This window comes from Kitasatospora sp. NPDC088779 (genome assembly GCF_040685395.1).
Classification (GTDB): Bacteria; Actinomycetota; Actinomycetes; order Streptomycetales; family Streptomycetaceae; genus Kitasatospora.
In genome coordinates, this window is sequence record NZ_JBFBHW010000006.1 from 22,714 (window position 1) to 44,480 (window position 21,767).

19 protein-coding genes and 2 tRNA genes are annotated in these 21,767 nt (G+C 71.7%); 18 read left to right on the plus strand and 3 right to left on the minus strand.

The genetic code is table 11. From position 1 onward, the window contains the following. Positions 1 to 168: 168 nt before the first annotated feature. From dnaN to AB0P03_RS07025, 12 genes are all read left to right on the plus strand, one after another. Positions 169 to 1,299 carry a DNA polymerase III subunit beta gene (gene dnaN / locus AB0P03_RS06970; RefSeq protein WP_363579877.1) on the plus strand — a complete coding sequence of 377 codons (1,131 nt, stop codon included), beginning with the start codon at positions 169 to 171 and terminating at the stop codon, positions 1,297 to 1,299. A 182-nt stretch (positions 1,300 to 1,481) separates the two neighbouring features. Continuing rightward, positions 1,482 to 2,357, plus strand: a complete 876-nt coding sequence (gene gnd, locus AB0P03_RS06975; RefSeq protein WP_363628005.1) for a phosphogluconate dehydrogenase (NAD(+)-dependent, decarboxylating) — start codon at positions 1,482 to 1,484, stop codon at positions 2,355 to 2,357. A gap of 37 nt (positions 2,358 to 2,394) precedes the next feature. Beyond that, a complete protein-coding gene (gene recF / locus AB0P03_RS06980) occupies positions 2,395 to 3,528 on the plus strand; it encodes a DNA replication/repair protein RecF (RefSeq protein WP_363579879.1) in 1,134 nt (377 codons plus the stop codon). Positions 3,529 to 3,636: 108 nt separating this feature from the next. Further along, positions 3,637 to 4,176, plus strand: a complete 540-nt coding sequence (locus tag AB0P03_RS06985; protein ID WP_363579880.1) for a DciA family protein — start codon at positions 3,637 to 3,639, stop codon at positions 4,174 to 4,176. A gap of 268 nt (positions 4,177 to 4,444) precedes the next feature. Then, positions 4,445 to 6,460 carry a DNA topoisomerase (ATP-hydrolyzing) subunit B gene (gyrB, locus tag AB0P03_RS06990; protein ID WP_363579881.1) on the plus strand — a complete coding sequence of 672 codons (2,016 nt, stop codon included), beginning with the start codon at positions 4,445 to 4,447 and terminating at the stop codon, positions 6,458 to 6,460. Positions 6,461 to 6,518: 58 nt separating this feature from the next. Further along, the gene (gene gyrA, locus AB0P03_RS06995; RefSeq protein ID WP_363579882.1) at positions 6,519 to 9,131 is read left to right on the plus strand and encodes a DNA gyrase subunit A; all 2,613 of its coding nucleotides are present in this window, start codon (positions 6,519 to 6,521) and stop codon (positions 9,129 to 9,131) included. Between the two features lie 151 nt (positions 9,132 to 9,282). Then, positions 9,283 to 10,023, plus strand: a complete 741-nt coding sequence (locus AB0P03_RS07000; RefSeq protein ID WP_363628006.1) for a DUF3566 domain-containing protein — start codon at positions 9,283 to 9,285, stop codon at positions 10,021 to 10,023. 260 nt (positions 10,024 to 10,283) lie between these two features. After that, the gene (locus tag AB0P03_RS07005; RefSeq protein WP_363579884.1) at positions 10,284 to 11,678 is read left to right on the plus strand and encodes a cyclopropane-fatty-acyl-phospholipid synthase family protein; all 1,395 of its coding nucleotides are present in this window, start codon (positions 10,284 to 10,286) and stop codon (positions 11,676 to 11,678) included. A gap of 16 nt (positions 11,679 to 11,694) precedes the next feature. Further along, positions 11,695 to 11,771 (plus strand) — tRNA-Ile (locus AB0P03_RS07010). A gap of 120 nt (positions 11,772 to 11,891) precedes the next feature. Beyond that, positions 11,892 to 12,257, plus strand: coding sequence for a DUF6191 domain-containing protein (locus AB0P03_RS07015; RefSeq protein ID WP_363628007.1), 366 nt, complete (start codon positions 11,892 to 11,894; stop codon positions 12,255 to 12,257). A 246-nt stretch (positions 12,258 to 12,503) separates the two neighbouring features. Next, positions 12,504 to 12,632, plus strand: a complete 129-nt coding sequence (locus AB0P03_RS07020; RefSeq protein WP_014137031.1) for a DLW-39 family protein — start codon at positions 12,504 to 12,506, stop codon at positions 12,630 to 12,632. 210 nt (positions 12,633 to 12,842) lie between these two features. Then, positions 12,843 to 12,915, plus strand: a tRNA-Ala gene (locus tag AB0P03_RS07025). A 116-nt stretch (positions 12,916 to 13,031) separates the two neighbouring features. On the opposite strand, the gene AB0P03_RS07030 is transcribed toward AB0P03_RS07025, so the two are convergent. Continuing rightward, entirely contained in the window at positions 13,032 to 13,841 is an 810-nt protein-coding gene (locus tag AB0P03_RS07030; RefSeq protein ID WP_363628008.1) for a DUF5324 family protein, read from the minus strand. Positions 13,842 to 14,034: 193 nt separating this feature from the next. Between AB0P03_RS07030 and AB0P03_RS07035 the strand changes: the two genes are divergently transcribed. Beyond that, positions 14,035 to 14,880, plus strand: a complete 846-nt coding sequence (locus AB0P03_RS07035; RefSeq protein WP_363587972.1) for a rhomboid family intramembrane serine protease — start codon at positions 14,035 to 14,037, stop codon at positions 14,878 to 14,880. 334 nt (positions 14,881 to 15,214) lie between these two features. On the opposite strand, the gene crgA is transcribed toward AB0P03_RS07035, so the two are convergent. Continuing rightward, complete coding sequence (gene crgA, locus AB0P03_RS07040; protein ID WP_350876761.1) at positions 15,215 to 15,463, minus strand: cell division protein CrgA; 249 nt, start codon at positions 15,461 to 15,463, stop codon at positions 15,215 to 15,217. A 175-nt stretch (positions 15,464 to 15,638) separates the two neighbouring features. On the opposite strand from crgA, the gene AB0P03_RS07045 reads away from it, so the two are divergent. From AB0P03_RS07045 to AB0P03_RS07065, 5 genes are all read left to right on the plus strand, one after another. Then, positions 15,639 to 16,397 carry a DUF881 domain-containing protein gene (locus tag AB0P03_RS07045; RefSeq protein ID WP_363628084.1) on the plus strand — a complete coding sequence of 253 codons (759 nt, stop codon included), beginning with the start codon at positions 15,639 to 15,641 and terminating at the stop codon, positions 16,395 to 16,397. A 69-nt stretch (positions 16,398 to 16,466) separates the two neighbouring features. Next, complete coding sequence (locus tag AB0P03_RS07050; protein ID WP_363587974.1) at positions 16,467 to 16,646, plus strand: hypothetical protein; 180 nt, start codon at positions 16,467 to 16,469, stop codon at positions 16,644 to 16,646. Between the two features lie 63 nt (positions 16,647 to 16,709). After that, on the plus strand, positions 16,710 to 17,381 hold the full coding sequence (locus tag AB0P03_RS07055; protein ID WP_063348449.1) for an aminodeoxychorismate/anthranilate synthase component II: 672 nt from the start codon (positions 16,710 to 16,712) through the stop codon (positions 17,379 to 17,381). Positions 17,382 to 17,386: 5 nt separating this feature from the next. Continuing rightward, the gene (locus tag AB0P03_RS07060; RefSeq protein ID WP_363628009.1) at positions 17,387 to 18,520 is read left to right on the plus strand and encodes a class E sortase; all 1,134 of its coding nucleotides are present in this window, start codon (positions 17,387 to 17,389) and stop codon (positions 18,518 to 18,520) included. Between the two features lie 37 nt (positions 18,521 to 18,557). After that, positions 18,558 to 19,361, plus strand: coding sequence for a class E sortase (locus AB0P03_RS07065; protein ID WP_363587978.1), 804 nt, complete (start codon positions 18,558 to 18,560; stop codon positions 19,359 to 19,361). Positions 19,362 to 19,561: 200 nt separating this feature from the next. Here AB0P03_RS07065 and pknB read toward each other — a convergent pair whose 3' ends face one another. Further along, positions 19,562 to 21,700 carry a Stk1 family PASTA domain-containing Ser/Thr kinase gene (pknB, locus tag AB0P03_RS07070; protein ID WP_363587980.1) on the minus strand — a complete coding sequence of 713 codons (2,139 nt, stop codon included), beginning with the start codon at positions 21,698 to 21,700 and terminating at the stop codon, positions 19,562 to 19,564. Positions 21,701 to 21,767 lie beyond the last annotated feature (67 nt).

Genomic DNA, 21,767 nt, shown 5'->3' on the forward strand with positions numbered 1-21,767 from the left:
CTGTTCGGCTTGCTTCCGCCCGTCTGCCCCGTCTGTCGGCGGAGTACGTCAGACTGTCCTCGGCGACTGGAAGCGGAGTGGCACAGCTCGGTGGACAGCCCGACCGACGATCATGATCAGACGAACCAGAGTGCGAGCGGGAGCGCTCGATCCAGGAGGCGGTTACCGGTGAAGTTCCGGGTGGAGCGTGACGTCCTCGCGGAGGCGGTGGCCTGGGCTGCCCGCAGCCTCCCGGCACGGCCGCCGGTGCCGGTGCTGGCCGGCCTGCTGCTGACGGCACAGGACGGCAGCCTGGCGCTGTCCGGCTTCGACTACGAGGTCTCGGCCCGGGTCGAGCTGGAAGCCGACATCGAGGAGGCCGGCACCGTCCTGGTCTCCGGTCGGCTGCTGAACGACATCTCGCGCAACCTGCCGAACCGGCCGGTGGAGATCTCCACCGACGGCCAGCGGGTCAGCGTGGTCTGCGGCAGTTCCCGATTCACCCTCCCCACCCTCCCGGTGGACGAGTACCCGGCGCTGCCCCAGATGCCGACCGCCACGGGCACCGTCTCGGGCGACGTGTTCGCCTCCGCGGTCAGCCAGGCCGCGGTGGCCGCCGGCCGCGACGACACCCTCCCGGTGCTCACCGGTGTCCGGGTCGAGATCGAGGGCGACCGGATCACCCTGGCCGCCACCGACCGCTACCGCTTCGCGGTCCGCGACCTGCTGTGGAAGCCCGAGCAGTCGGACATCTCGGCCGTCGCCCTGGTGCCCGCCAAGACGCTGCAGGACATCGCCAAGTCCCTGGGCAGCGGCGACAACGTCTCGATCGCGCTCTCCTCGGGCGGCGCGGGCGAGGGCCTGATCGGCTTCGAGGGCGCCGGCCGCCGGACGACCACGCGGCTGCTGGAGGGCGAGTTCCCCAAGTTCCGCAGCCTGTTCCCGACGGAGTTCAGCGCCGTCGCCGCGATCCAGACCCAGCCCTTCCTGGAGGCGCTCAAGCGCGTCTCGCTGGTCGCCGAGCGCAACACCCCGGTCCGGCTCAGCTTCGAGCAGGGCGTGCTGACCCTGGAGGCGGGCTCGGGCGACGACGCCCAGGCCACCGAGCGGATCGACGCCGACCTGGAGGGCGACGACATCTCGATCGCCTTCAACCCGGGCTACCTGGAGGAGGGCCTCAAGGCCATCGACTCCGCCTACGCCCAGCTGAGCTTCACCACGCCGACCAAGCCCGCGCTGCTCAGCGGCAAGGCCTCGGTGGACGCCGAGGAGGACAAGGCGTACCAGTACCTGATCATGCCGGTCCGCCTCTCCGGCTGACCTCGCGGCTGCTGCCCGCAGGCCGTCACCCACAGGCTGTGCACACCGGCTGTGCACAGCCTGTGGTCGTCCTCCCCCGGTCGGCCCGACCACAGGGAGCCGCCACCGCCGCAGCGCGTAGGCTCGGGGCGTGCGGCAACGGCGCCGCCGGCAGGCACGTCACCACAGGTAAGGACTTGGTCATGGAGCTCGGCCTCATCGGTCTCGGCAAGATGGGCGGCAACATGCGCGAGCGGATCCGCCGCGCCGGCCACACCGTCATCGGCTACGACCGCAACCCGGACATCTCCGACGTCGAGAGCCTCCAGGAGCTCGTCTCCAAGCTGCAGGGCCCGCGGGTGATCTGGGTGATGGTCCCGGCCGGCGCCGCCACCCAGGCGACCGTCGACGAGCTCGCCGAGCTGCTCTCCCCCGGCGACGTGGTGGTCGACGGCGGCAACTCCCGCTGGACCGACGACATCAAGCACGCCGAGGCGCTGGCCGCCAAGGACATCGGCTTCGTCGACTGCGGCGTCTCCGGCGGCGTCTGGGGCCTGGAGAACGGCTACGCCCTGATGTACGGCGGCGACGCCGAGCACGTGGCCCGCGTCCAGCCGGTGTTCGACTCGCTCAAGCCCGAGGGCGACTTCGGCTCGGTGCACGCGGGTGCCGTGGGCGCCGGCCACTTCGCCAAGATGGTCCACAACGGCATCGAGTACGCGATGATGCAGGCGTTCGCCGAGGGCTGGGAGCTCCTGGAGGCCGCCCCCGAGGTCACCGACGTGCGCGAGGTCTTCCGCAGCTGGCAGGAGGGCACCGTCATCCGCTCCTGGCTGCTGGACCTGGCCGTCCGCGCGCTGGACGACGACGAGCACCTGGCGAAGCTGCGCGGCTGGGCCGCCGACTCCGGTGAGGGCCGCTGGACCGTCGAGGCCGCGATCGACCACGCGGTGCCGCTGCCGGCGATCACCGCCTCGCTGTTCGCCCGCTTCGCCTCCCGCCAGGACGACTCGCCGCAGATGAAGATGATCGCCGCGCTGCGCAACCAGTTCGGCGGCCACGCGGTCGAGTCCAAGTAACCCGCACCTCCCCAGAAGGCGAGCGCAGTCCACAGCCATGCACGTCGCGCATCTGTCGCTCGCCGACTTCCGGTCGTACGCCCGGGTCGAGGTTCCCCTCGACCCGGGCGTGACGGCCTTCGTCGGGCCCAACGGCCAGGGCAAGACCAACCTGGTCGAGGCGGTCGGCTACGTCGCCACGCTGGGCAGCCACCGGGTCGCCACCGACGCCCCACTGATCCGGCTGGGCGCCGAGCGGGCGGTGGTCCGCACCTCGGTGGTGGACCGCGGCCGCACCACCCTGGTCGAGCTGGAGCTGACCCCGGGCAAGGCCAACCGGGCCCGGATCAACCGCTCCGACAACGTCCGCCCGCGCGACGTGCTGGGCCTGCTGCGGACCGTCCTGTTCGCGCCCGAGGACCTCAGCCTGGTCAAGGGCGACCCGGGTGAGCGCCGCCGTTTCCTGGACGAGCTGCTGACCGCCCGGGCCCCCCGGCTGGCCGGGGTCCGACAGGACTACGAGAGGGTCCTCAAGCAGCGCAACGCCCTGCTGAAGACCGCCGCGATGGCCCGCCGGGCCGGTGGCGGCAAGGGCGCCGACCTCTCCACCCTGGAGGTCTGGGACGGCCATCTGGCAAGGGCCGGAGCCGAGTTGACGGCCTTCCGGATCCAGCTGGTGGCTTCCCTCCAGCCGTTGGTGGCGGCCGCGTACGGGCAGCTGGCCCCGGGCGGTGGCGACACCGTCCTGGAGTACCGCAGCTCCTTCGAGGGCGGGCTGCCGACCAGCCGCGAGCAGGCCGAGGAGCAGCTGCTGAACGCGTTGCAGGCGGTCCGCAAGCAGGAGGTGGACCGGGGCATCACCCTGGTCGGCCCGCACCGCGACGAGCTGGTGCTCAGCCTCGGCCCGCTGCCCGCCAAGGGCTACGCGAGCCACGGCGAGTCCTGGTCGTTCGCGCTGGCGCTGCGGCTGGCCTCGTACGAGCTGCTGCGCGCCGACGGCGGCGAGCCGGTGCTGATCCTGGACGACGTGTTCGCCGAGCTGGACGCGGCCCGCCGGGACCGGCTGGCCGAACTGGTGGCCGGCGGCGAGCAGGTGCTGGTCACCGCGGCGGTCGCCGAGGACGTGCCGAAGACGCTGGCCGGCGCCCGGTTCGCGGTCGCCGACGGCGCCGTCCGCCGGATCGACGCCTGATTCCCCCCCCGCACCTTCGCAATCGCCGTCCGGGCACTCCCGTAGGCTGGACGGCTCACCGGCGCGCGTCCGCGACCGTTGTCCACAGGCTGGGGAAAGGAGATCGCCGTGAGCGAGCCGGCGGAGCACTCCCCCCGGCCGGGCGACCCGGCGCCGACCGGCGCCGACCTCGCCCGCTCCGCGCTGCGGGCGGCCCGGGCCCAGGCGCGGCAGCGCGGCGAGCAGGTCCGGGAGAAGCGCGAGGCGAAGCGGCACGGCCTGCGCAGCGGAGCCCGGTCGGACGGCCGTGACCCGGTCCCGCTGGGGGCGGCGCTGAACCGGCTGCTGACCGAACGGGGCTGGGAGTCCTCGGCCGCGGTCGGCGGGGTGATGGGCCGTTGGCCCCAGATCGTCGGCCCGGACATCGCCGCGCACTGCCACCCCTCCTCCTACGACGACACCGCCGCGGTGCTCACCGTGCAGTGCGACTCCACCGCGTGGGCCACCCAACTGCGGTGGTTGGCAAGACAGTTGGTAGCCCGTCTGAACCACGAGCTGGGCCACGGCACGGTCCGCACCATCAAGGTGCTGGGCCCGGCGGCGCCCGCCCGCGGCTACGGCCGGCTGCGCGCTCCGGGGAGCAAGGGGCCGGGCGACACCTGGGGCTGACCGGGTTGCCGGCCCGTCGCCGGGGGCGCGGAGCGGACCGCGATCTTCCGGAATCCCTGACAGCCCTTCCAGGCGCTCTGGGCCCCCGGGGCGAGTATCGGGACATGTCCAGAGGGGATTCAGGGCGGCATATCTGCCTTCAAGGGCTGCCAAACGCCCATCTCTGTCAGTCGTACCGGTAGACTGAGAGCCAAACACTGTTGCTAGTGGCAACCGAGTCGAAACGCCGTGGTCGCACGCCCGCCCACACGGGGCGGGAATGCGGCCCGTGCTGTGCCAGAGAGGGCGCTTCGTGGCCGATTCCGGCAACCCCAGCCAGATCCCAGACCAGACCGACCAGGCTTCCTACACCGGTAGCAACATCCAGGTGCTGGAAGGCCTCGACGCCGTCCGCAAGCGCCCCGGCATGTACATCGGCTCCACCGGCGAGCGAGGCCTGCACCACCTGGTGCAGGAAGTGGTGGACAACTCCGTCGACGAGGCGATGGCGGGGTACGCCGACACCATCGACGTCACGATCATGGCCGACGGCGCCATCCGCTGCGTCGACAACGGCCGCGGCATCCCGGTGGACATCGTCCCCGGCCAGGAGAAGCCGGCCGTCGAGGTCGTGCTCACCGTCCTGCACGCCGGCGGCAAGTTCGGCGGCGGCGGCTACGCCGTCTCCGGCGGTCTGCACGGTGTCGGCGTCTCGGTCGTGAACGCGCTGTCCACCCGCCTGTCGGTGGAGATCCACCGCGACGGCTCGCGCTTCACCCAGGACTACAAGGCCGGTGCGCCGACCGCTCCGCTGGCCACGCACGAGGGCTCCGAGCAGACCGGCACGACCGTCACCTTCTGGGCCGACCCGGAGATCTTCGAGACCACGGTCTACTCCTTCGAGACGCTGTCCCGGCGCTTCCAGGAGATGGCCTTCCTCAACAAGGGCCTCTCCATCTCGCTCACCGACGAGCGCCCCGAGCACGTGGACGAGGAGGGCAAGCCGCTCACCGTCACGTACAAGTACGACGGCGGCATCGCCGACTTCGTCGCCCACCTCAACTCCCGCAAGGGCGAGGTGATCCACCCCTCGGTGATCGACTTCGAGGCGGAGGACAAGGACAGGGCGATCTCGGTGGAGATCGCGATGCAGTGGAACTCCTCCTACACCGAGGGGGTCTACAGCTTCGCCAACACCATCCACACGCACGGCGGCGGTACCCACGAGGAGGGCTTCCGCGCGGCGCTGACCGGCCTGGTCAACCGCTACGCGCGGGACAAGAAGCTGCTCCGGGAGAAGGACGACAACCTCTCCGGCGAGGACATCCGCGAGGGTCTGACCGCGATCATCTCGGTCAAGCTCGGCGAGCCGCAGTTCGAGGGCCAGACCAAGGACAAGCTCGGCAACACCGAGGCGAAGACCTTCGTCCAGAAGGTCGTCCACGAGCACCTCAACGACTGGTTGGACCGCAACCCCAACGAGGCCTCGGACATCATCCGCAAGTCCATCCAGGCCGCCACCGCGCGCGTCGCCGCCCGCAAGGCCCGCGACCTCACCCGCCGCAAGGGCCTGCTGGAGTCCGCCTCGCTGCCGGGCAAGCTCTCCGACTGCCAGTCCAAGGACCCGGCCGAGTGCGAGATCTTCATCGTCGAGGGTGACTCCGCCGGCGGCTCGGCCAAGCAGGGCCGCGACCCGCGCACCCAGGCCATCCTGCCGATCCGCGGCAAGATCCTGAACGTCGAGAAGGCCCGGATCGACAAGGTGCTGCAGAACACCGAGGTCCAGGCGCTGATCTCGGCCTTCGGCTGCGGCATCCAGGAGGACTACGACGAGTCCAAGCTCCGCTATCACAAGATCGTCCTGATGGCGGACGCCGACGTCGACGGTCAGCACATCCGCACCCTGCTGCTCACCCTGCTGTTCCGCTTCATGCGGCCGCTGGTCGAGTCCGGGTACGTCTACCTCGCCATGCCGCCGCTGTACAAGATCAAGTGGGGCAAGGACGACTTCGAGTACGCCTACTCCGACCGCGAGCGCGACGCGCTGATCGCGGCCGGGGTCGAGGCCGGGCGCCGGCTCCCCAAGGACGACGCGATCCAGCGCTTCAAGGGTCTCGGCGAGATGAACGCCGAGGAGCTCCGGGTCACCACCATGGACGCCGAGCACCGGCTGCTCCTCCAGGTCACCCTGGAGGACGCCGCCCGCGCCGACGAGCTGTTCTCCGTGCTGATGGGCGAGGACGTCGAGGCACGCCGCTCCTTCATCCAGCGCAACGCCAAGGACGTCCGCTTCCTGGACGTGTGACGCCGCCCGACCGGCAGCGAAGCACGTACCAGTCCGCGTGAAAGGAAACTGACCACCAGTGGTCGACGACAACCGTCCCGAAGGCGAACAGCCCGAGACCCCCACAGCCGCCGAGGCCACCGCCCAGGTGACCATGCGGATCGAGCCGGTCGAGCTCGAGACCGAGATGCAGCGCTCGTACCTCGACTACGCGATGAGCGTGATCGTCAGCCGGGCGCTCCCCGAGGTCCGCGACGGGCTCAAGCCGGTGCACCGGCGCGTGCTCTACGCGATGTACGACGGTGGGTACCGCCCCGAGAAGGGCTACTACAAGTGCGCCCGCGTCGTCGGCGACGTCATGGGCAACTACCACCCGCACGGTGACACCTCCATCTACGACACCGTCGTCCGCCTGGCCCAGCCGTGGTCGCTGCGGATGCCGCTGGTGGACGGCAACGGCAACTTCGGCTCCCCGGGCAACGACCCGGCCGCGGCCATGCGCTACACCGAGTGCAAGATGATGCCGCTCGCCATGGAGATGATGCGCGACATCGACGAGGGCACCGTCGACTTCGCGTCCAACTACGACGGCCGCTCGCAGGAGCCGACCGTCCTGCCGGCGCGCATCCCCAACCTGCTGGTCAACGGTGCCACCGGCATCGCGGTCGGCATGGCCACCAACATCCCGCCGCACAACCTGCGCGAGGTCGCCTCCGGCGCGCTCTGGGCGCTGGAGCACCCGGACGCCTCCAACGAGGAGCTGCTCGAAGCCCTGATCGAGCGGATCAAGGGCCCCGACTTCCCCACCGGCGCGCTGATCGTCGGCCACCGCGGGATCGACGACGCCTACCGCACCGGCCGCGGCTCGATCACCATGCGCGCCGTGGTCGAGGTCGAGGAGATCCAGGGCCGCCAGTGTCTGGTGATCACCGAGCTGCCGTACCAGGTCAACCCGGACAACCTCGCGCTGAAGATCGCCGACCTGGTCAAGGACGGCAGGGTCGCCGGCATCGCCGACGTCCGCGACGAGTCCTCGTCCCGCACCGGTACCCGCCTGGTGGTCGTGCTCAAGCGCGACGCCGTCGCCAAGGTCGTGCTGAACAACCTCTACAAGCACACCGAGCTGCAGACCAACTTCGGCGCCAACATGCTGGCCCTGGTCGACGGCGTGCCGCGCACGCTGTCGCTGGACGCCTTCATCCGGCACTGGGTCAACCACCAGGTCGAGGTCATCGTCCGGCGCACCACCTTCCGGCTGCGCAAGGCCGAGGAGCGCGCCCACATCCTGCGCGCCCTGCTGCGCGCCCTGGACATGATCGACGAGGTCATCGCGCTGATCCGGGCCTCGGCGAGCGCCGACGCGGCCCGCACCGGCCTGATGGGGCTGCTCTCCATCGACGAGCTCCAGGCCAACGCCATCCTGGAGATGCAGCTGCGCCGCCTGGCCGCCCTGGAGCGCCAGCGGATCATGGACGAGCACGACGAGCTGCAGCGCAAGATCGACGAGTACAACGCGATCCTGGCCTCGCCGACCCGCCAGCGGGAGATCATCTCCGAGGAGCTCACCGCGATCGTCGAGAAGTACGGCGACGAGCGGCGCTCCACCCTCATCCCGTCCGACGGCGACCTCTCGATCGAGGACCTCATCGCCGAGGAGGACATCGTCGTCACGATCACCCGTGGCGGCTACGTCAAGCGGACCCGCTCCGACCTCTACCGCTCGCAGAAGCGCGGCGGCAAGGGCGTGCGCGGAGCGCAGCTCAAGCAGGACGACATCGTCGACCACTTCTTCGTGACGACGACGCACAACTGGATCCTGTTCTTCACCAACAAGGGCCGGGTCTACCGCGCCAAGGGCTACGAGCTCCCGGACGCCGGGCGCGACGCCCGCGGCCAGCACGTGGCCAACCTGCTGGCCTTCCAGCCGGAGGAGCACATCGCCCAGGTGATGGCCGTGCGCACCTACGAGGACAAGCCCTACCTGGTCCTCGCCACCCGGGCCGGCCTGGTGAAGAAGTCCGCGCTGAAGGACTACGACTCCCCGCGCTCCGGCGGCCTGATCGCGATCAACCTGCGCCAGGACGAGGAGGGCCAGGACGACGAGCTGATCGGCGCCGAGCTGGTCTCCGCCGAGGACGACCTGCTGCTGGTCTCCAAGAAGGCCCAGTCGATCCGCTTCACCGCGACCGACGACGCGCTGCGGCCCACCGGCCGCGCCACCTCCGGCGTCAAGGGCATGGCCTTCCGCGAGGACGACGAAATGCTCTCGATGAACGTCGTCCGCCCGGGAACGTACGTGTTCACCGCCACCGACGGCGGGTACGCCAAGCGCACGGCCGTGGACGAGTACCGTGTCCAGGGGCGTGGCGGCTACGGCACCAAGGCGGCGAAGATCGTCGAGGGCCGGGGCTCGCTGGTCGGCGCGCTCGTGGTCGACGACACCGACGAGATCATGGCGATCACCCTGTCGGGTGGGGTGATCCGCACAAGGGTTTCCGAAGTTCGTGAAACCGGACGTGACACCATGGGCGTCCAACTGATCAACCTCGGTAAGCGCGACGCGGTCGTGGGCATGGCCCGCAACGCGGAAGCCGAGGACGAGGAGACGGTGGAGGACGAGGTCGCGGACACCGCTTCCACCGAAACGGCTGAGGGTGCGGAGACGACGGCCGGCGGCGACGCCGAGGTCTGAACCGAACCACGGGCCGGTGCCGTCGCGTCCTGATAGAGGGGCGTGGCGGCACCGGCCGCCCACCAGTTCCGGGCAATCCCGCCGGGCGCTGGATGACGAGTGACGAAGCAGGGCGGTGCCGCCGTCCTGGTGGGAAGTGCGGGAGGACCAGGTGAGTGGAGCCACGGGTGCTGCGGGAGGACCCTCCGGCGGCCGTCCGGGCGCGCAGGGCGGGGGTGGGTACGGCGCGCCGCAGCCGCCGGCCGAGCACTCGGCCGCGTCCACCTCGCTGATGCCACCGGTCGGCGGAGCGGGACAGGGCGGCGCGACCTACGGCGGACAGACGCCCCCGCCGCCGGGGGCCCCGGCGCCGGGCGCGAGCGGATTCTCGCAGCCGACCACCTATGCCAAGGGGCAGCCGACCCCGGCCCGGGGGACCCGGACCAGCGGCAACACCCCGCCCGGCGGCACGCCCGTCCCGGGCACGGCGCGCCGGCCGGCCCCGGCCGCCCCACCGGCGGCCGCCGGTGTCGGCCTCGGCCGGACCCGCAAGGCCCGGCTGCGGGTGACCAAGGTCGACCCGTGGTCGGTGATGAAGGTCAGCTTCCTGCTGTCGCTGGCCGTCGGGATCATCATCATCGTGGCCGCGGCGGTGCTGTGGATGACGCTGGACTCGCTCGGCGTCTTCGACTCGCTGACCAAGACCCTCAAGGACGTCACCGGCTCGGACAGCGCCGGCGGCCTCAACCTGATGGACTACGTGGGCTTCGGCAAGGTGATGACCTTCACCTCGCTGATCGCCGTGGTCGACGTCGTCCTGCTGACGGCGCTGTCCACGCTCTCGGCGTTCATCTACAACGCGGCGGCCGGCTTCACCGGCGGCGTCGAGCTGACCCTGGCCGAGGAGGACTGACCCCGGTCGGATCCTGACCCCTGGTCAGTTCGCCGTCCACGGACGGAATGGACGGGCCCCGCAGGCTGTTGCAGCCTGCGGGGCCCGTCGGCATTTCGGGTGACAGCCGGCCGCCCGCGGCGTGCCGCCCGGGAGCGGGCCGGCCGCGGTGGGATTAGCTGGGTGGCGCCCGGTCCACGCCTGGGAGTGCCGCAGGCCGCCCCCGGTCCGCCCGACCGGGTCAGGAAACGTTCCGCAGGACGGCTGGACGGAGGCGCGCGGTGGCGAAGCTCGCAGGTCAACTGGTCGAGGCCCTGGACGGGCTGTTGGGGGTTCCGGTACCGCTGCGGGTCCAGGCCTGGGACGGCAGCGTCGCCGGGCCGCCGGGAGCCCCCACGGTCGTCCTGCGCAACCGGCGGGCGCTGCGCCGCCTGCTCTGGCAGCCGGGCGAGCTGGGCCTGGCCCGGGCGTACGTCGCGGGGGACCTGGAGATCGCCCCCGGCACCGACCTCTACGAGGTGCTCTCGGCCGTCGCCCGGTTCGTCGAGCGGCCGGAGATCCGCCGCCTCGACCTCGGCCCGCGGGACGTGCTCGGCGCCGGCGGGCGCCGCGTCCTCGCGGCCGCGCTGCGGGCCGGGGCGCTCGGCCCCGAGCCCACGCCGCCCCAGGAGGAGGTCCGCAGGGCCCGCGGGCGGCTGCACAGCCGCAGCCGGGACCGCGCGGCCATCAGCCACCACTACGACGTCGGAAACGACTTCTACGGGCTCGTCCTGGGCTCCTCCATGGTCTACTCGTGCGCCTACTGGACCCCGGAGGCCAAGAGCCTGGAGGCCGCCCAGGAGGCCAAGCTCGACCTGATCTGCCGCAAGCTCGGCCTCCGGCCCGGGATGCGCCTGCTGGACGTCGGCTGCGGCTGGGGCTCGCTGCTGCTGCACGCGGCCGAGCACTACGGCGTCACCGCGGTCGGTGTCTCCATCTCGCGGGAGCAGGTCGCGCTGGCCCGCCGGCGGGTCGAGGAGGCCGGCCTGGCCGGGCGGGTGGAGGTCCGGCTCCAGGACTACCGGGAGATCGTCGACGGCCCGTTCGACGCGATCTCCAGCGTCGGGATGGCCGAGCACGTCGGCTCCGAGCAGTACCGGGTCTACGCCGAGGGCCTGCACCGGCTGCTGGTGCCCGGCGGCCGGCTGCTCAACCACCAGATCGCCCGCCGCCCCGACCGCCCCGGTGAGCCGCACCGCACCAGCCCCTTCATCGACCGCTACGTCTTCCCCGACGGCGAGCTCTCCCCCGTCGGTTCCACCGTGGCCCGGCTGGAGGAGGCCGGCTTCGAGGTCCGGGACGTCGAGTCGCTGCGCGAGCACTACGGGCTGACCCTGCGCGAATGGGTGGCCAACCTGGAGGCGCACTGGAGCGAGGCGGTCCGGCTGGTCGGCCGCGGCCGGGCCCGGGTCTGGCGGCTGTACATGGCCGCCAGCGCGCTCGCCTTCGAGGAGAACCGGATCGGGATCAACCAGATCCTCGCCGTCCGCAGCACCGAGGAGGGCTCGGCCGGCCTCCCGGCGACCCGCGAGGAATGGCTGCTGCGCCCGGCCGCCGGAGCGCCGCCGCTGGTCGGCGGGGTGCCCGCCGGGAACCCCGTCGGCCCGGATTTGGGAGATCGGCCATCGGTCCGCTAATCTTTCAGTGCGGCAAGGGCCTATAGCTCAGACGGTTAGAGCGCTTCCCTGATAAGGAAGAGGCCACAGGTTCAAGTCCTGTTAGGCCCACCACCGCGAAGGGCCCGGAGTGATTCACTCCGGGCCCTTCGACGTTTCCCCCGCCGTTGCGGGAACCGCGCGTCCCGCCGGGCTGTTCTCCGGGGAGGGAACGTGTGGAGGGATGGTGACGACATGGCGGTCTTCTGGGCGATGAGCATCCCCGGACTGGTCTGCGCCCTGGTGGTGCTCGCGGTGGTCGACCAGCTCGCGCTGCGGGCGCGCCGGTCACGCTGGGTGCCGTGGCGGGGGACCGGCCGGGAGGGGCAGATCTCGGCCACCGGCTTCGAGCAGCTGCACGCGCAGTTCGCCGCCGGCAAGCAGCACGAGCTGGACGAACGCGGCACGACCCTGATGCTGCGCGACGAGGAGGGCGAGGGGGCGCTGCCCCGGACGAAGGTCGACCTGGCGGGCGGGAAGGCCGTGGTGGTGACGCCGTCGAACCGCCCGTCCGACCGCTCGTCGGACCACCCGTCCTGCGCCCCGCCGGGCACGCCGTAGGGCCCGGCCGGGGAGGGTCGGCCGTACGGCAGGAGGTGCGGCGTCAATCCTCGGCCCGGACCGCCGGGTTGGCCGCAGCGGTGGCTGGTCACGATTGGGACACTGGTGTGTATCATCGGCCGCAAGGGCAGTCTGGCACCCGGCAGCCCGTTCGCGATCGAAACACATCTGGACTCGTCGGCCCGGTCAGTCCGGCCGGAGCACCGGCTCTTGAGTCCGCCAACGCAAGAAGGACGAGGTCCCGCGGTGAAGAAGCTTCTCCTGGTCGCCCTGGTCGCCCTCGGCGGCTTCTTTGTCTACCGTCAGGTCCAGGCGGACCGTGCCGAGCAGGACCTGTGGACCGAGGCCACCGACCCGGTTCCGGCCGGTCGCTGAGCCCGGACGATCCGACGATCAACGATCTTCGGAGGCGCTTCACCGCGCCTGCAGGGCCGGCCGGCCCGGTCACCCGACCGGATCGGCCGGATCCCAGGCACCGCCCGGACGCCGCCTCGGCGGCAGGTCCGGTCGGCCCGGGGGGAGGGCGCCGGGAACGGCGCCGGAACCCGGTACGCTAGTGCCCGTCGGCACCCGCGGTGCCGTTGAGGGGCATTAGCTCAGTTGGTAGAGCGCTGCCTTTGCAAGGCAGATGTCAGGAGTTCGAATCTCCTATGCTCCACAGCTCATCGCAGTCGTGACGCCGATCGGCCGCTGACCTGAATCCCGGTCAGCGGCCGATCGGCGTTTCCGCGTCCTCAGGGCGTGTCCGACACGCCCTGAGGGCCGGGCGACGGGTCAGTGCGGCCCGCGCGGGTCGTGCGGCCTGGGGTGGCCGCCGTCGCCGTCGCCGTCGTTGTCGGGCCGGCCGGGCGGCGGAGCGGGCTCGGTGGCCGCGTCCCCGGCCCGGGGCCCGCCGGGAGCGGCCGGGGCGCTCTGCGGGGCGCCGGCCGCGTCGACCGACCCGGGGGTCGTCGCGCCGGCGGCGTGCGCCCCGGCGGGTTGCTCGGCCCGGTCGGTCGGGGGTTCGACCAGCCACTCCGGGTTGCTGTGCCGGCGCCACCACTGCCAGGCCACGATCCCGCCGCCGATCGCCAGCGCACCGGCCACGGCGAGGCCGGTGGCCAGGCCGTTGCACCGCTTCCTCCGGGCGTTGCGGGCGGCGAGGTGGCTGATCTCGGCCGAGGTGACGTTGCCGTGCAGCGCGGTCAGCGCGGCGGCGCCCCGGGTCTGGGCCTCCTGGGCGACCGGGGTGACGGCGGCGCGGGCCTCCTCGACGGCCTGGGCGACCCTGGGGCCGACCGTGGAGCGGGCCTGGTCGGCGGCGCGGGCGGCGGAGAGCCGGGCTGCCAGAGCGGCCTCCTGGGCGCGGTGGAAGGCCTTCAGGGCGTTCTGCTGGGCTTCGGGCGGCAGACTGGCGAAGGCGTGACCGAACTGCGGGGCGATGTGCCGGTCGTACTGGACGCGGAGGCTCTGGGCGGCCTGGGCGGCTTTCGGCCCGAAGGTGTCCAGGGCCGGGCCGAGGCGCTGCTTGGCGCCGTCCGCGAGGTGCGCGGCGGTGTCCCGGGTCTTGGTGGCCGTCTCACGAGCCGAGTCCGAAAAGGTCACGAGTCTCTCCTCCTGGGTGGCGTCCTTTATGCACATATCCACCTGAATGCTGATCATGCATGCTGATTTGTCCACCGGCATGTCGGAGTGGGCCGTACGCGGGGTGCGGAAGGAGCCGGGGAGCGGGCCCGATGTCGGATCCGCCGCAGTAGGCTGGCGATTTCGGCGTCCCGTACGGGAGGGGAAGAACCTCATGCTGACCGGCTGCTACCGGCACCCGCAGACGGCCACCGGCGTCTCCTGCACCCGCTGCGAGCGGGCGATCTGCCCGCAGTGCATGGTGACCGCCTCGGTGGGCTTCCAGTGCCCGGAGTGCGTCGGCGGCGGGCACGCCGGGACGCGGCGGGCGACCACCCGGTTCGGCGGGGCGATCGCCCAGGACGGCGGGCTGGTCACCAGGGTGCTGATCGGCATCAACGTGGTCGTCTTCGTGCTGGCCGCCTACGTGCTCACGCCGCGGCTGGGCCAGGTCTGGGAGCTGTACAGCGCCGGGCGGGCCATCCTGGGCGGTCCGGACGGTGTCGCCGCCGGGCCCTCCCAGTGGTACCGGCTGCTGACCTCGGTGTTCCTGCACCTGCAGTGGTGGCACATCGGGATGAACATGGTGGTCCTGTACTGGCTCGGTCCCGCACTGGAGACGGCACTCGGCCGGCTGCGCTTCCTGGCCCTCTACCTGCTCTCCGGCCTGGGAGGCAGCACCCTGGCCTTCCTGATCGACGGCAACGCGCTGCGGTCGGTGGGGGCCTCGGGCGCGATCTTCGGGCTGATCGGCGCCACGGTGGTGATGCAGCTGCGGAACCGGGGCCCGCTCGGCCCGGTGATGGCGTTCCTGGTCTTCAACCTGGTCGTCACCTTCTCGCGGACGAACATCGACTGGCGGGCGCACATCGGCGGCCTGGTGGTGGGCGCGCTGACGGCGGCCGGTCTGATGTACGCCCCGCGCGAGCGCCGCGGCCTGGTCCAGGGGCTGGCGTTGGCGGGGTCGCTGGCCGTGGTGGCGGCGATGCTGATGATCGGGATGGCCCGCTACGGCGCGTGACGCCGAGGGCGTTTGTCCACAGCGGGTGCGGGGTTGTGCACAGGCTGTGTGCCGCCCGGGGTGTGGACTGCTGTTCTACGCGTGTCCTGCTGTGCGGTTTTCCCACTTTCGGGAAGTTGTGCACAGCTGTGGAAAGCCCGCGGCCGAAAAGTTATCCACAGGCTGGGGAGACTTTTCCCCAGTGTGGATAACCATGTGGATAAGCAGGACAGTCTGATGATGGGGATAACTGACCGGTTTCCCGCCCGTGTCCGGGCACGCCTGACCGCCGCCCGGCACCAGCGGTCCGAAGCGGCGGAGGTGGCTCGACCGGAGCCTCAGGAGGAGCGGGAGGTCACTTCCACTGGGTGGAGACGCCGAACCCCGCGGCGATGAAGCCGAAACCGACCAGGATGTTCCAGTTCCGCCAGCTCTCGACCGGGTAGCTGCCGCTGGTCACGTAATAGGTGACGATCCAGACCAGGCCGATCAGGAACAGTGCCAGCATCAGCGGTGCGACCCAACTGCGGCCCGAACTGATCTTCACCGCGGCCGTGGTCGGCGGGGTGTAGTCGGACTTCTTGCGGAGTCGAGACTTCGGCACGAGGAGCTCTCCTGTCGATGCGCTGTGAGACCGCGCAGAGGTGCAGCGGGGGTCGGTCGGCCGGTGACGGGCGGTGCGGAACGCACGGGACCGTTCCCGCACGCGCCACCGGCGTCCGTTAGCGTAGTGGCTCGGTGGGTCTTAAGGAGATAAGGGTACGGTGCCTAATTTGTCGATTCCCCCTCGGCCGACCACTACCCGCCGCTCCGGCACCCGAATTGTCGGGCGTGCCCTGACCTGTGCGGTCTTCGCGCTCGCCGGACTGCTCTTCTACATCAGCGCGCAGACCGCCCGCGGCACCGACCTGCGGACGGACAACTCGCTGCTGAGCCTCGGCGACGTGATACGCCAGCGCAGCTCGCAGAACCAGCAGGCCCAGGCCCAGCTGGCCGACCTCCAGGCCCGCGCGCAGGAGCTCACCGGGCAGCAGGGCGGCAACCCCGCCGACGCCGCCCGGCTGGACGGCCTGCGGCTCGGCGCGGCCCTGGAGCCGCTGCAGGGCGGCGGCCTGACCGTCACCCTCAACGACGCCCCGCCGAACGCCACCGCCCGCATCCCGGGCGTCCCCGAGCCCGGCGTCAACGACCTGGTCATCCACCAGCAGGACATCCAGGCCGTGGTCAACGCGCTGTGGCGGGGCGGCGCCGAGGGCGTGCAGGTGATGGACCAGCGGCTGATCTCCACCAGCGCCGTCCGCTGCGTCGGCAACACCCTGCTGCTCCAGGGCCGGGTCTACTCGCCGCCGTACGTGGTCCGGGCGGTCGGCCGCACCGATGCGCTGAAGGCCGCCGTCGACGGCGACCCGACGATCCGCAACTACCTCCAGTACGTCCAGGCGTACGGACTCGGCTGGAAGGTCCAGGAGAGCGGTGATCTGACCCTCCCCGGATACTCCGGCACCACCGAGCTGCGGTCGGCGGGCGGGCAGCAGTAGCGGACCGGCCCCGCGGTCGTTGATCCCGGGTCTACTCTTGACCCCAGTCCGCTACGTCGAGGGAGCACCATGTACGGCTGGATCTGGCGTCACCTCCCGGGAAACACCCTGGTCCGCGCCGTCATCTCGCTGCTCCTCATCGTGGGGATCGTCTATCTCCTCTTCACCTACGTCTTCCCGTGGGCGGAACCGTTGCTCCCCTTCGGTGACGTCACAGTGGACGGCGGCGAAGGTGCCGCGGCCGGCTGAACCGGCGGCCCTGCTCCTCCACCCTGCCGACCCCGCCCCGCATCCCACGGAGACCACGCGAGAATGACCACCCAGCCGACCGCGCCCCGCATCCTGGTCGTGGACAACTACGACAGCTTCGTCTTCAACCTGGTCCAGTACCTGTACCAGCTCGGTGCCACCTGCGAGGTGGTGCGCAACGACGAGGTGACCGTCGAGCACGCCGTCCGCCGGTCCGGCGGCGAGGACGACCAGGGTTTCGACGGGGTGCTGCTCTCCCCCGGGCCCGGGGCGCCGGAGGAGGCCGGGGTCTGCATCGGGATGGTGCACCACTGCGCGGGGATCGGGCTGCCGGTGTTCGGCGTCTGCCTGGGCCTGCAGTCGATCGCGGTCGCGTACGGCGCGGTGGTCGACCGGGCACCGGAACTGCTGCACGGCAAGACCTCGCCGGTCGAGCACGAGGACGGCGGGGTGTTCGAGGGACTGCCCTCGCCGCTGACCGCCACCCGGTACCACTCGCTGGCGGTCGAGCCGGCCACCGTGCCGGACGAACTGGTGGTCACCGCGCGCACCGACAGCGGCGTGATCATGGGCCTGCGGCACCGCGAACTGCCCGTCGAGGGCGTGCAGTTCCACCCCGAGTCGGTGCTCACCGAGGGCGGGCACCGGATGCTCGCCAACTGGCTGGCGGAGTGCGGCTACCCGCAGGCCGTGGACCGGTCGGCCGGGCTCGCCCCGGTGATCGGCCGGGGCTGAGCGGCGTGACCGCGCTGCGTCCGGAGGGGCGTTACCAGCCGGAGGCGGGCCCGGGCGACGGACAGCCGTACGGCGGCGCGCAGTACGGCGGCGGTCCGTACGGGGACGGCCGGTACGGCGACGGACAGCACCACGGTGACGCGGCGTACCCGCAGCCGTACCCGGCGCAGCCCGGACAGGGCGCCGCCGAGGACGCCTGGGGCGTGTACGAGCAGGCCGAGCAGCCCGCCGCGTCCGGCCCCGAGTACCCGTGGCTGCCCGACCAGACGCTCCAGCTGCGCCTGCCCCTCGACATCGGCGGGCCGGCCGTGGAACCGGCCCTGCCCACCGGTGGCCGGGCCGAGCGCCGCAGGGCCGCCCAGGGCCGGACCTCCGTGCGCGCGGGCGTCGGTCGGCGCCGGGCGAGCGGCCGGGGCGCCGGGGCGAAGGCGCGGCCCAAGGAGTCCGCGGTCGTGGTGGCCGCGCGGCTCGTCGGGGAGCTGTGCATCACGCTCGGCGTGGTGATGCTGCTCTTCGTCTCGTACCAGCTCTGGTGGACCAACGTGCAGGCCGACGCGGCCGCCGACGGCGCCCGCAACCGGCTGGAGCAGCAGTTCGACGCCGCCCTGGCGCCGCCGAAGCCCGGGCAGCCGGCTCCGGACCCGGCCAAGCCGGAGTCGTTCGAGCCCGGCAAGGGCTTCGCCATCATCTACCTGCCCAAGCTGGGGCTGAAGTTCCCGATCGCCGAGGGCACCTCCAAGCCGGCGGTGCTCGACAAGGGCCTGGTCGGCCACTACACCGGCACCGGGATGCCGGCCGACAAGGCGGGCAACTTCGCGCTGGCCGCGCACCGCAACACCCACGGCGAGCCGTTCCGGTACATCAACCAGCTCGGCAAGGGCGACAAGATCGTGGTGGAGACCGCCACCTCGTACTACACGTACGAGGTCACCAGCAGCATCCCGGAGACCTCTCCCAACAACGTGAGCGTGATCAAGCCCGTCCCCAACGGCGCCGGTTACGCGGGCGCCGGCCGGTACATCACGCTGACCACCTGCACCCCGGAGTTCACCTCCAAGTTCCGCCTCATCGTCTTTGGCAAGATGACCGAGGAACGGCCGCGCAGCCAAGGCAAGCCGGCCGCGATCACGGGCGGGTGACCGCCCGGGCACCCGGCACGAAGGGGGAGCACCGGAGATGACGGACGAGACCGCGCAGTCGGCCGAGCCGCGGGAGGAGGCCTTCCCGCCGCCCGAGGCCGGCCCCGCGCCCGCCCGGCGCGGTCGCAGTCGGGCGCTGGCCGCGCTCGGCGTCTTCGGCGAGCTGCTGATCACCCTGGGACTGGTGCTCGGCCTGTTCGTGGCCTACTCGCTGTGGTGGACCAACGTCGAGGCCGACCGCTCGGCGGCTGCGGCCTCCGACCGGCTGCGCGACACCTGGGCCGCGAGCCCGACCGGTACCCCCTCGGCGGCCCCCGGCGGGACGTCCGCCCCCGCCGCGCCGTTCGCGGCCGGGGACGCGGTCGGCTTCCTGCACGTCCCGGCGATGGGCCGGGACTACCAGGTGCTGATCCGGATGGGCACCGACAGCGACACCCTGGCCGAGGGCGTGGCGGGGGTGTACGAGCAGCCCTACCGCGCCGCGATGCCCTGGGACCAGGCCGGCAACTTCGCGCTGGCCGCCCACCGGGACGGCCACGGCGCCAAGTTCCACGACCTGGACGCGGTGCACAAGGGCGCCGCGGTCGTCGTCGAGACCAAGGACAAGTGGTACGTCTACCGGGTCGACAGCACCCTGCCGGAGACGTCCAAGTACGACACCGGCATCGTCGCGCCCGTCCCGGTCGGCTCCGGCTACACCGGCCCCGGCCGGTACATCACGCTGACCACCTGCACCCCGGTGTACACCTCGCGCTACCGGATGGCGGTCTGGGGGAGCCTGGTGCGGGTGGACGACGTGGACGCCAAGCGCACCCCGCCGCCGGAGCTGCGTCAGCCCTGAGCCCGCCGGCCGCTGCTGAGGTCCGGCTGCTGCGGCCTGGAACCCGCGGTCCGGTTGCGGTAGCCCGGCACCGAGAACGCCCGGCATCGAGAACGCCCGGCACCGAGAACGCCCGAGGGCCCGTCGCAACCGCTGCGACGGGCCCTCGGGCGTACGGCCGGACAACTCCCACCAAGCCTCAGATCCAGGGGAACCAGGGCTTAGTTGTTGTTCCCCCCTTTGGTGTTGGAGGGTGAGGGGGAGAGGGGGTCACCCCCTTTGGGCGGATCGGCCGGCTTCGTGATGAGCATCACCTGGGTGTTCGGGTCCAGCTGGGTGCCGGCGGCCGGGTTGGTGCTCACCACGATGGCGTTCGGGTCCGACGGACCGGACACCACCGTGTAGAGCAGCCCGACCTTGCTCAGCTGCGAGATGGCGTCCGACAGCTTGACGTTCTGCAGCGGCGGGACCTGGGGCTTGTCCTGCATCTTGAAGATCGTCAGCGTGATCTTCGTGTTGGCCGGGACCTTGGTGTTGGCCTGGACCGACTGCGCGGCGACGGTGTTCGCCTTGCTCTGGTCGGTGGTCTGCACCGTCTTCGAGGCGTCGACCTGGAAGCCCAGGCCCTCCAGCTGGGCCTGCGCCACCTCCTTCTGCGCGCCGCCCACGTTCGGCACGGTCACCTTCGACTTGCCCTGCGAGACGGTCAGCTTGACCGGCGCGGTCGGGTCGCCGGCGGTGCCCGCCGCCGGGTCCTGGGCGGTGACGTTCTCCTGCGGAGCGGTGTCGTCGTCCTTGTACTCGGTGGTGACGTTGGTGAAGCCGGCGTCGCCGAGCGCCTTGGTCGCCTGGTCCTTGGTCTTGCCGACCACGTTCGGCAGGGGGGCCTTGGCCGGGCCGGAGGAGAGCTGCACGGTGATGGTGCTGTTCTCCGCGACCTGGCCGCCGACGGCCGGGTTCTGGGTGCAGACCTGGTCCTTCTTGATGTTGGCGTCCGGGCAGGCGAGCTTGTCGCCCTCGGCCACCACGAGCTTGGGACCGGCCGCGGCCGCGGCCGTCTTGGCGTCCGCCAGGCTCTTGCCGACCAGGTTCGGCACGGCGACCTTCGGGGTCTCCGTGGTGCCGCCGCCGTTGCCGTTGAACATGGCCTGGGCCACGAAGAAGGTGCCGACCAGGACCAGCACGGCGGCGACCGCCAGCACGATCCAGGAGGTGTTGCTCTTCTTCGGCGGCTGCTCGCCGCGCCGGCCGCCGTCCCGGCCGTAGCCGTCGTCGTGGCCGCCGCCCGCCGGGCCGTCGGCGTAGGCCTGGCCGTAGCCGTCGTCCTGGTAGCCGCCCTGCGGGCCGTAGCCGGGCTGCGCGCCGGCCTGCGGCAGGACGGTGGTCGGGCCGCCGCCGGGCTGCTGCGGCAGCACGTTGGTCTGGCCGTACGGGTCGTGCTGCTGCGGGTAGCCGTTCTGGTCGTAGCCGTACCCGGCGCCCATGCCGTACGCGGCGGCCTGCTGGGCGGCGGCCACCGGCAGGCCGTCGAGGAAGCGCTCGATGTCGTCGCGCATCTCGTCGGCGCTCTGGTAGCGGTAGTCGCGCTCCTTGGCGAGCGCCTTCAGCACGATCGCGTCGATCTCGGGGCGGACCTCGGGATCGAAGACGGACGGCGGCTGCGCCTCCTCCCGGACGTGCTGGTAGGCCACCGCGACCGGGGAGTCGCCGACGAACGGCGGGCGGACGGTCAGCAGTTCGTAGAGCAGGCAGCCGGTGGAGTAGAGGTCGGAGCGGGCGTCGACCTGCTCGCCCTTGGCCTGCTCGGGGGAGAGGTACTGGGCGGTGCCGATGACGGCCGAGGTCTGGGTCATGGTCATCCCGGCGTCGCCCATCGCGCGGGCGATGCCGAAGTCCATGACCTTGACGTTGCCCTGCCGGGTCAGCATCACGTTGGCCGGCTTGATGTCGCGGTGCACGATGCCGGCGCGGTGCGAGTACTCCAGCGCTTGCAGGATGCCGATGGTCATCTCCAGCGCGCGCTCGGGCAGCAGCCGTCGGCCGGAGTGCAGCAGCTCGCGCAGGGTGGACCCCTCGACGTACTCCATCACGATGTACGGGATGGAGATGTTGTCGATGTAGTCCTCGCCGGTGTCGTACACGGCGACGATCGCGGGGTGGTTCAGGGACGCCGCGGACTGCGCCTCGCGGCGGAAGCGGGCCTGGAACGACGGATCCCGGGCCATGTCGGCCCGGAGCGTCTTCACTGCGACGGAACGGCCGAGCCGGGTGTCATGGGCGAGGTACACCTCGGCCATGCCGCCGCGTCCGAGGACGCCGCCGAGCTCGTACCTGCCGCCTAGGCGACGAGGCTCTTCCATAGTTCCGACCCTCTCCCTCACCTGCCGGCGAGGTTGTGACGTAGGTGTCCCCGCACGCTCTGGGTGA

What these genes read in the sequence shown, in the direction of transcription:
- gnd (WP_363628005.1), top strand. Translation starts at nt 1,482, where the DNA reads ATGGAGCTCGGCCTCATCGGTCTCGGCAAGATGGGCGGCAACATGCGC.
- recF (WP_363579879.1), top strand. Translation starts at nt 2,395, where the DNA reads ATGCACGTCGCGCATCTGTCGCTCGCCGACTTCCGGTCGTACGCCCGG.
- AB0P03_RS07015 (WP_363628007.1), top strand. Translation starts at nt 11,892, where the DNA reads ATGGCGGTCTTCTGGGCGATGAGCATCCCCGGACTGGTCTGCGCCCTG.
- AB0P03_RS07035 (WP_363587972.1), top strand. Translation starts at nt 14,035, where the DNA reads ATGCTGACCGGCTGCTACCGGCACCCGCAGACGGCCACCGGCGTCTCC.
- AB0P03_RS07050 (WP_363587974.1), top strand. Translation starts at nt 16,467, where the DNA reads ATGTACGGCTGGATCTGGCGTCACCTCCCGGGAAACACCCTGGTCCGC.
- AB0P03_RS07055 (WP_063348449.1), top strand. Translation starts at nt 16,710, where the DNA reads ATGACCACCCAGCCGACCGCGCCCCGCATCCTGGTCGTGGACAACTAC.
- AB0P03_RS07065 (WP_363587978.1), top strand. Translation starts at nt 18,558, where the DNA reads ATGACGGACGAGACCGCGCAGTCGGCCGAGCCGCGGGAGGAGGCCTTC.
- pknB (WP_363587980.1), bottom strand. Translation starts at nt 21,700, where the DNA reads ATGGAAGAGCCTCGTCGCCTAGGCGGCAGGTACGAGCTCGGCGGCGTC.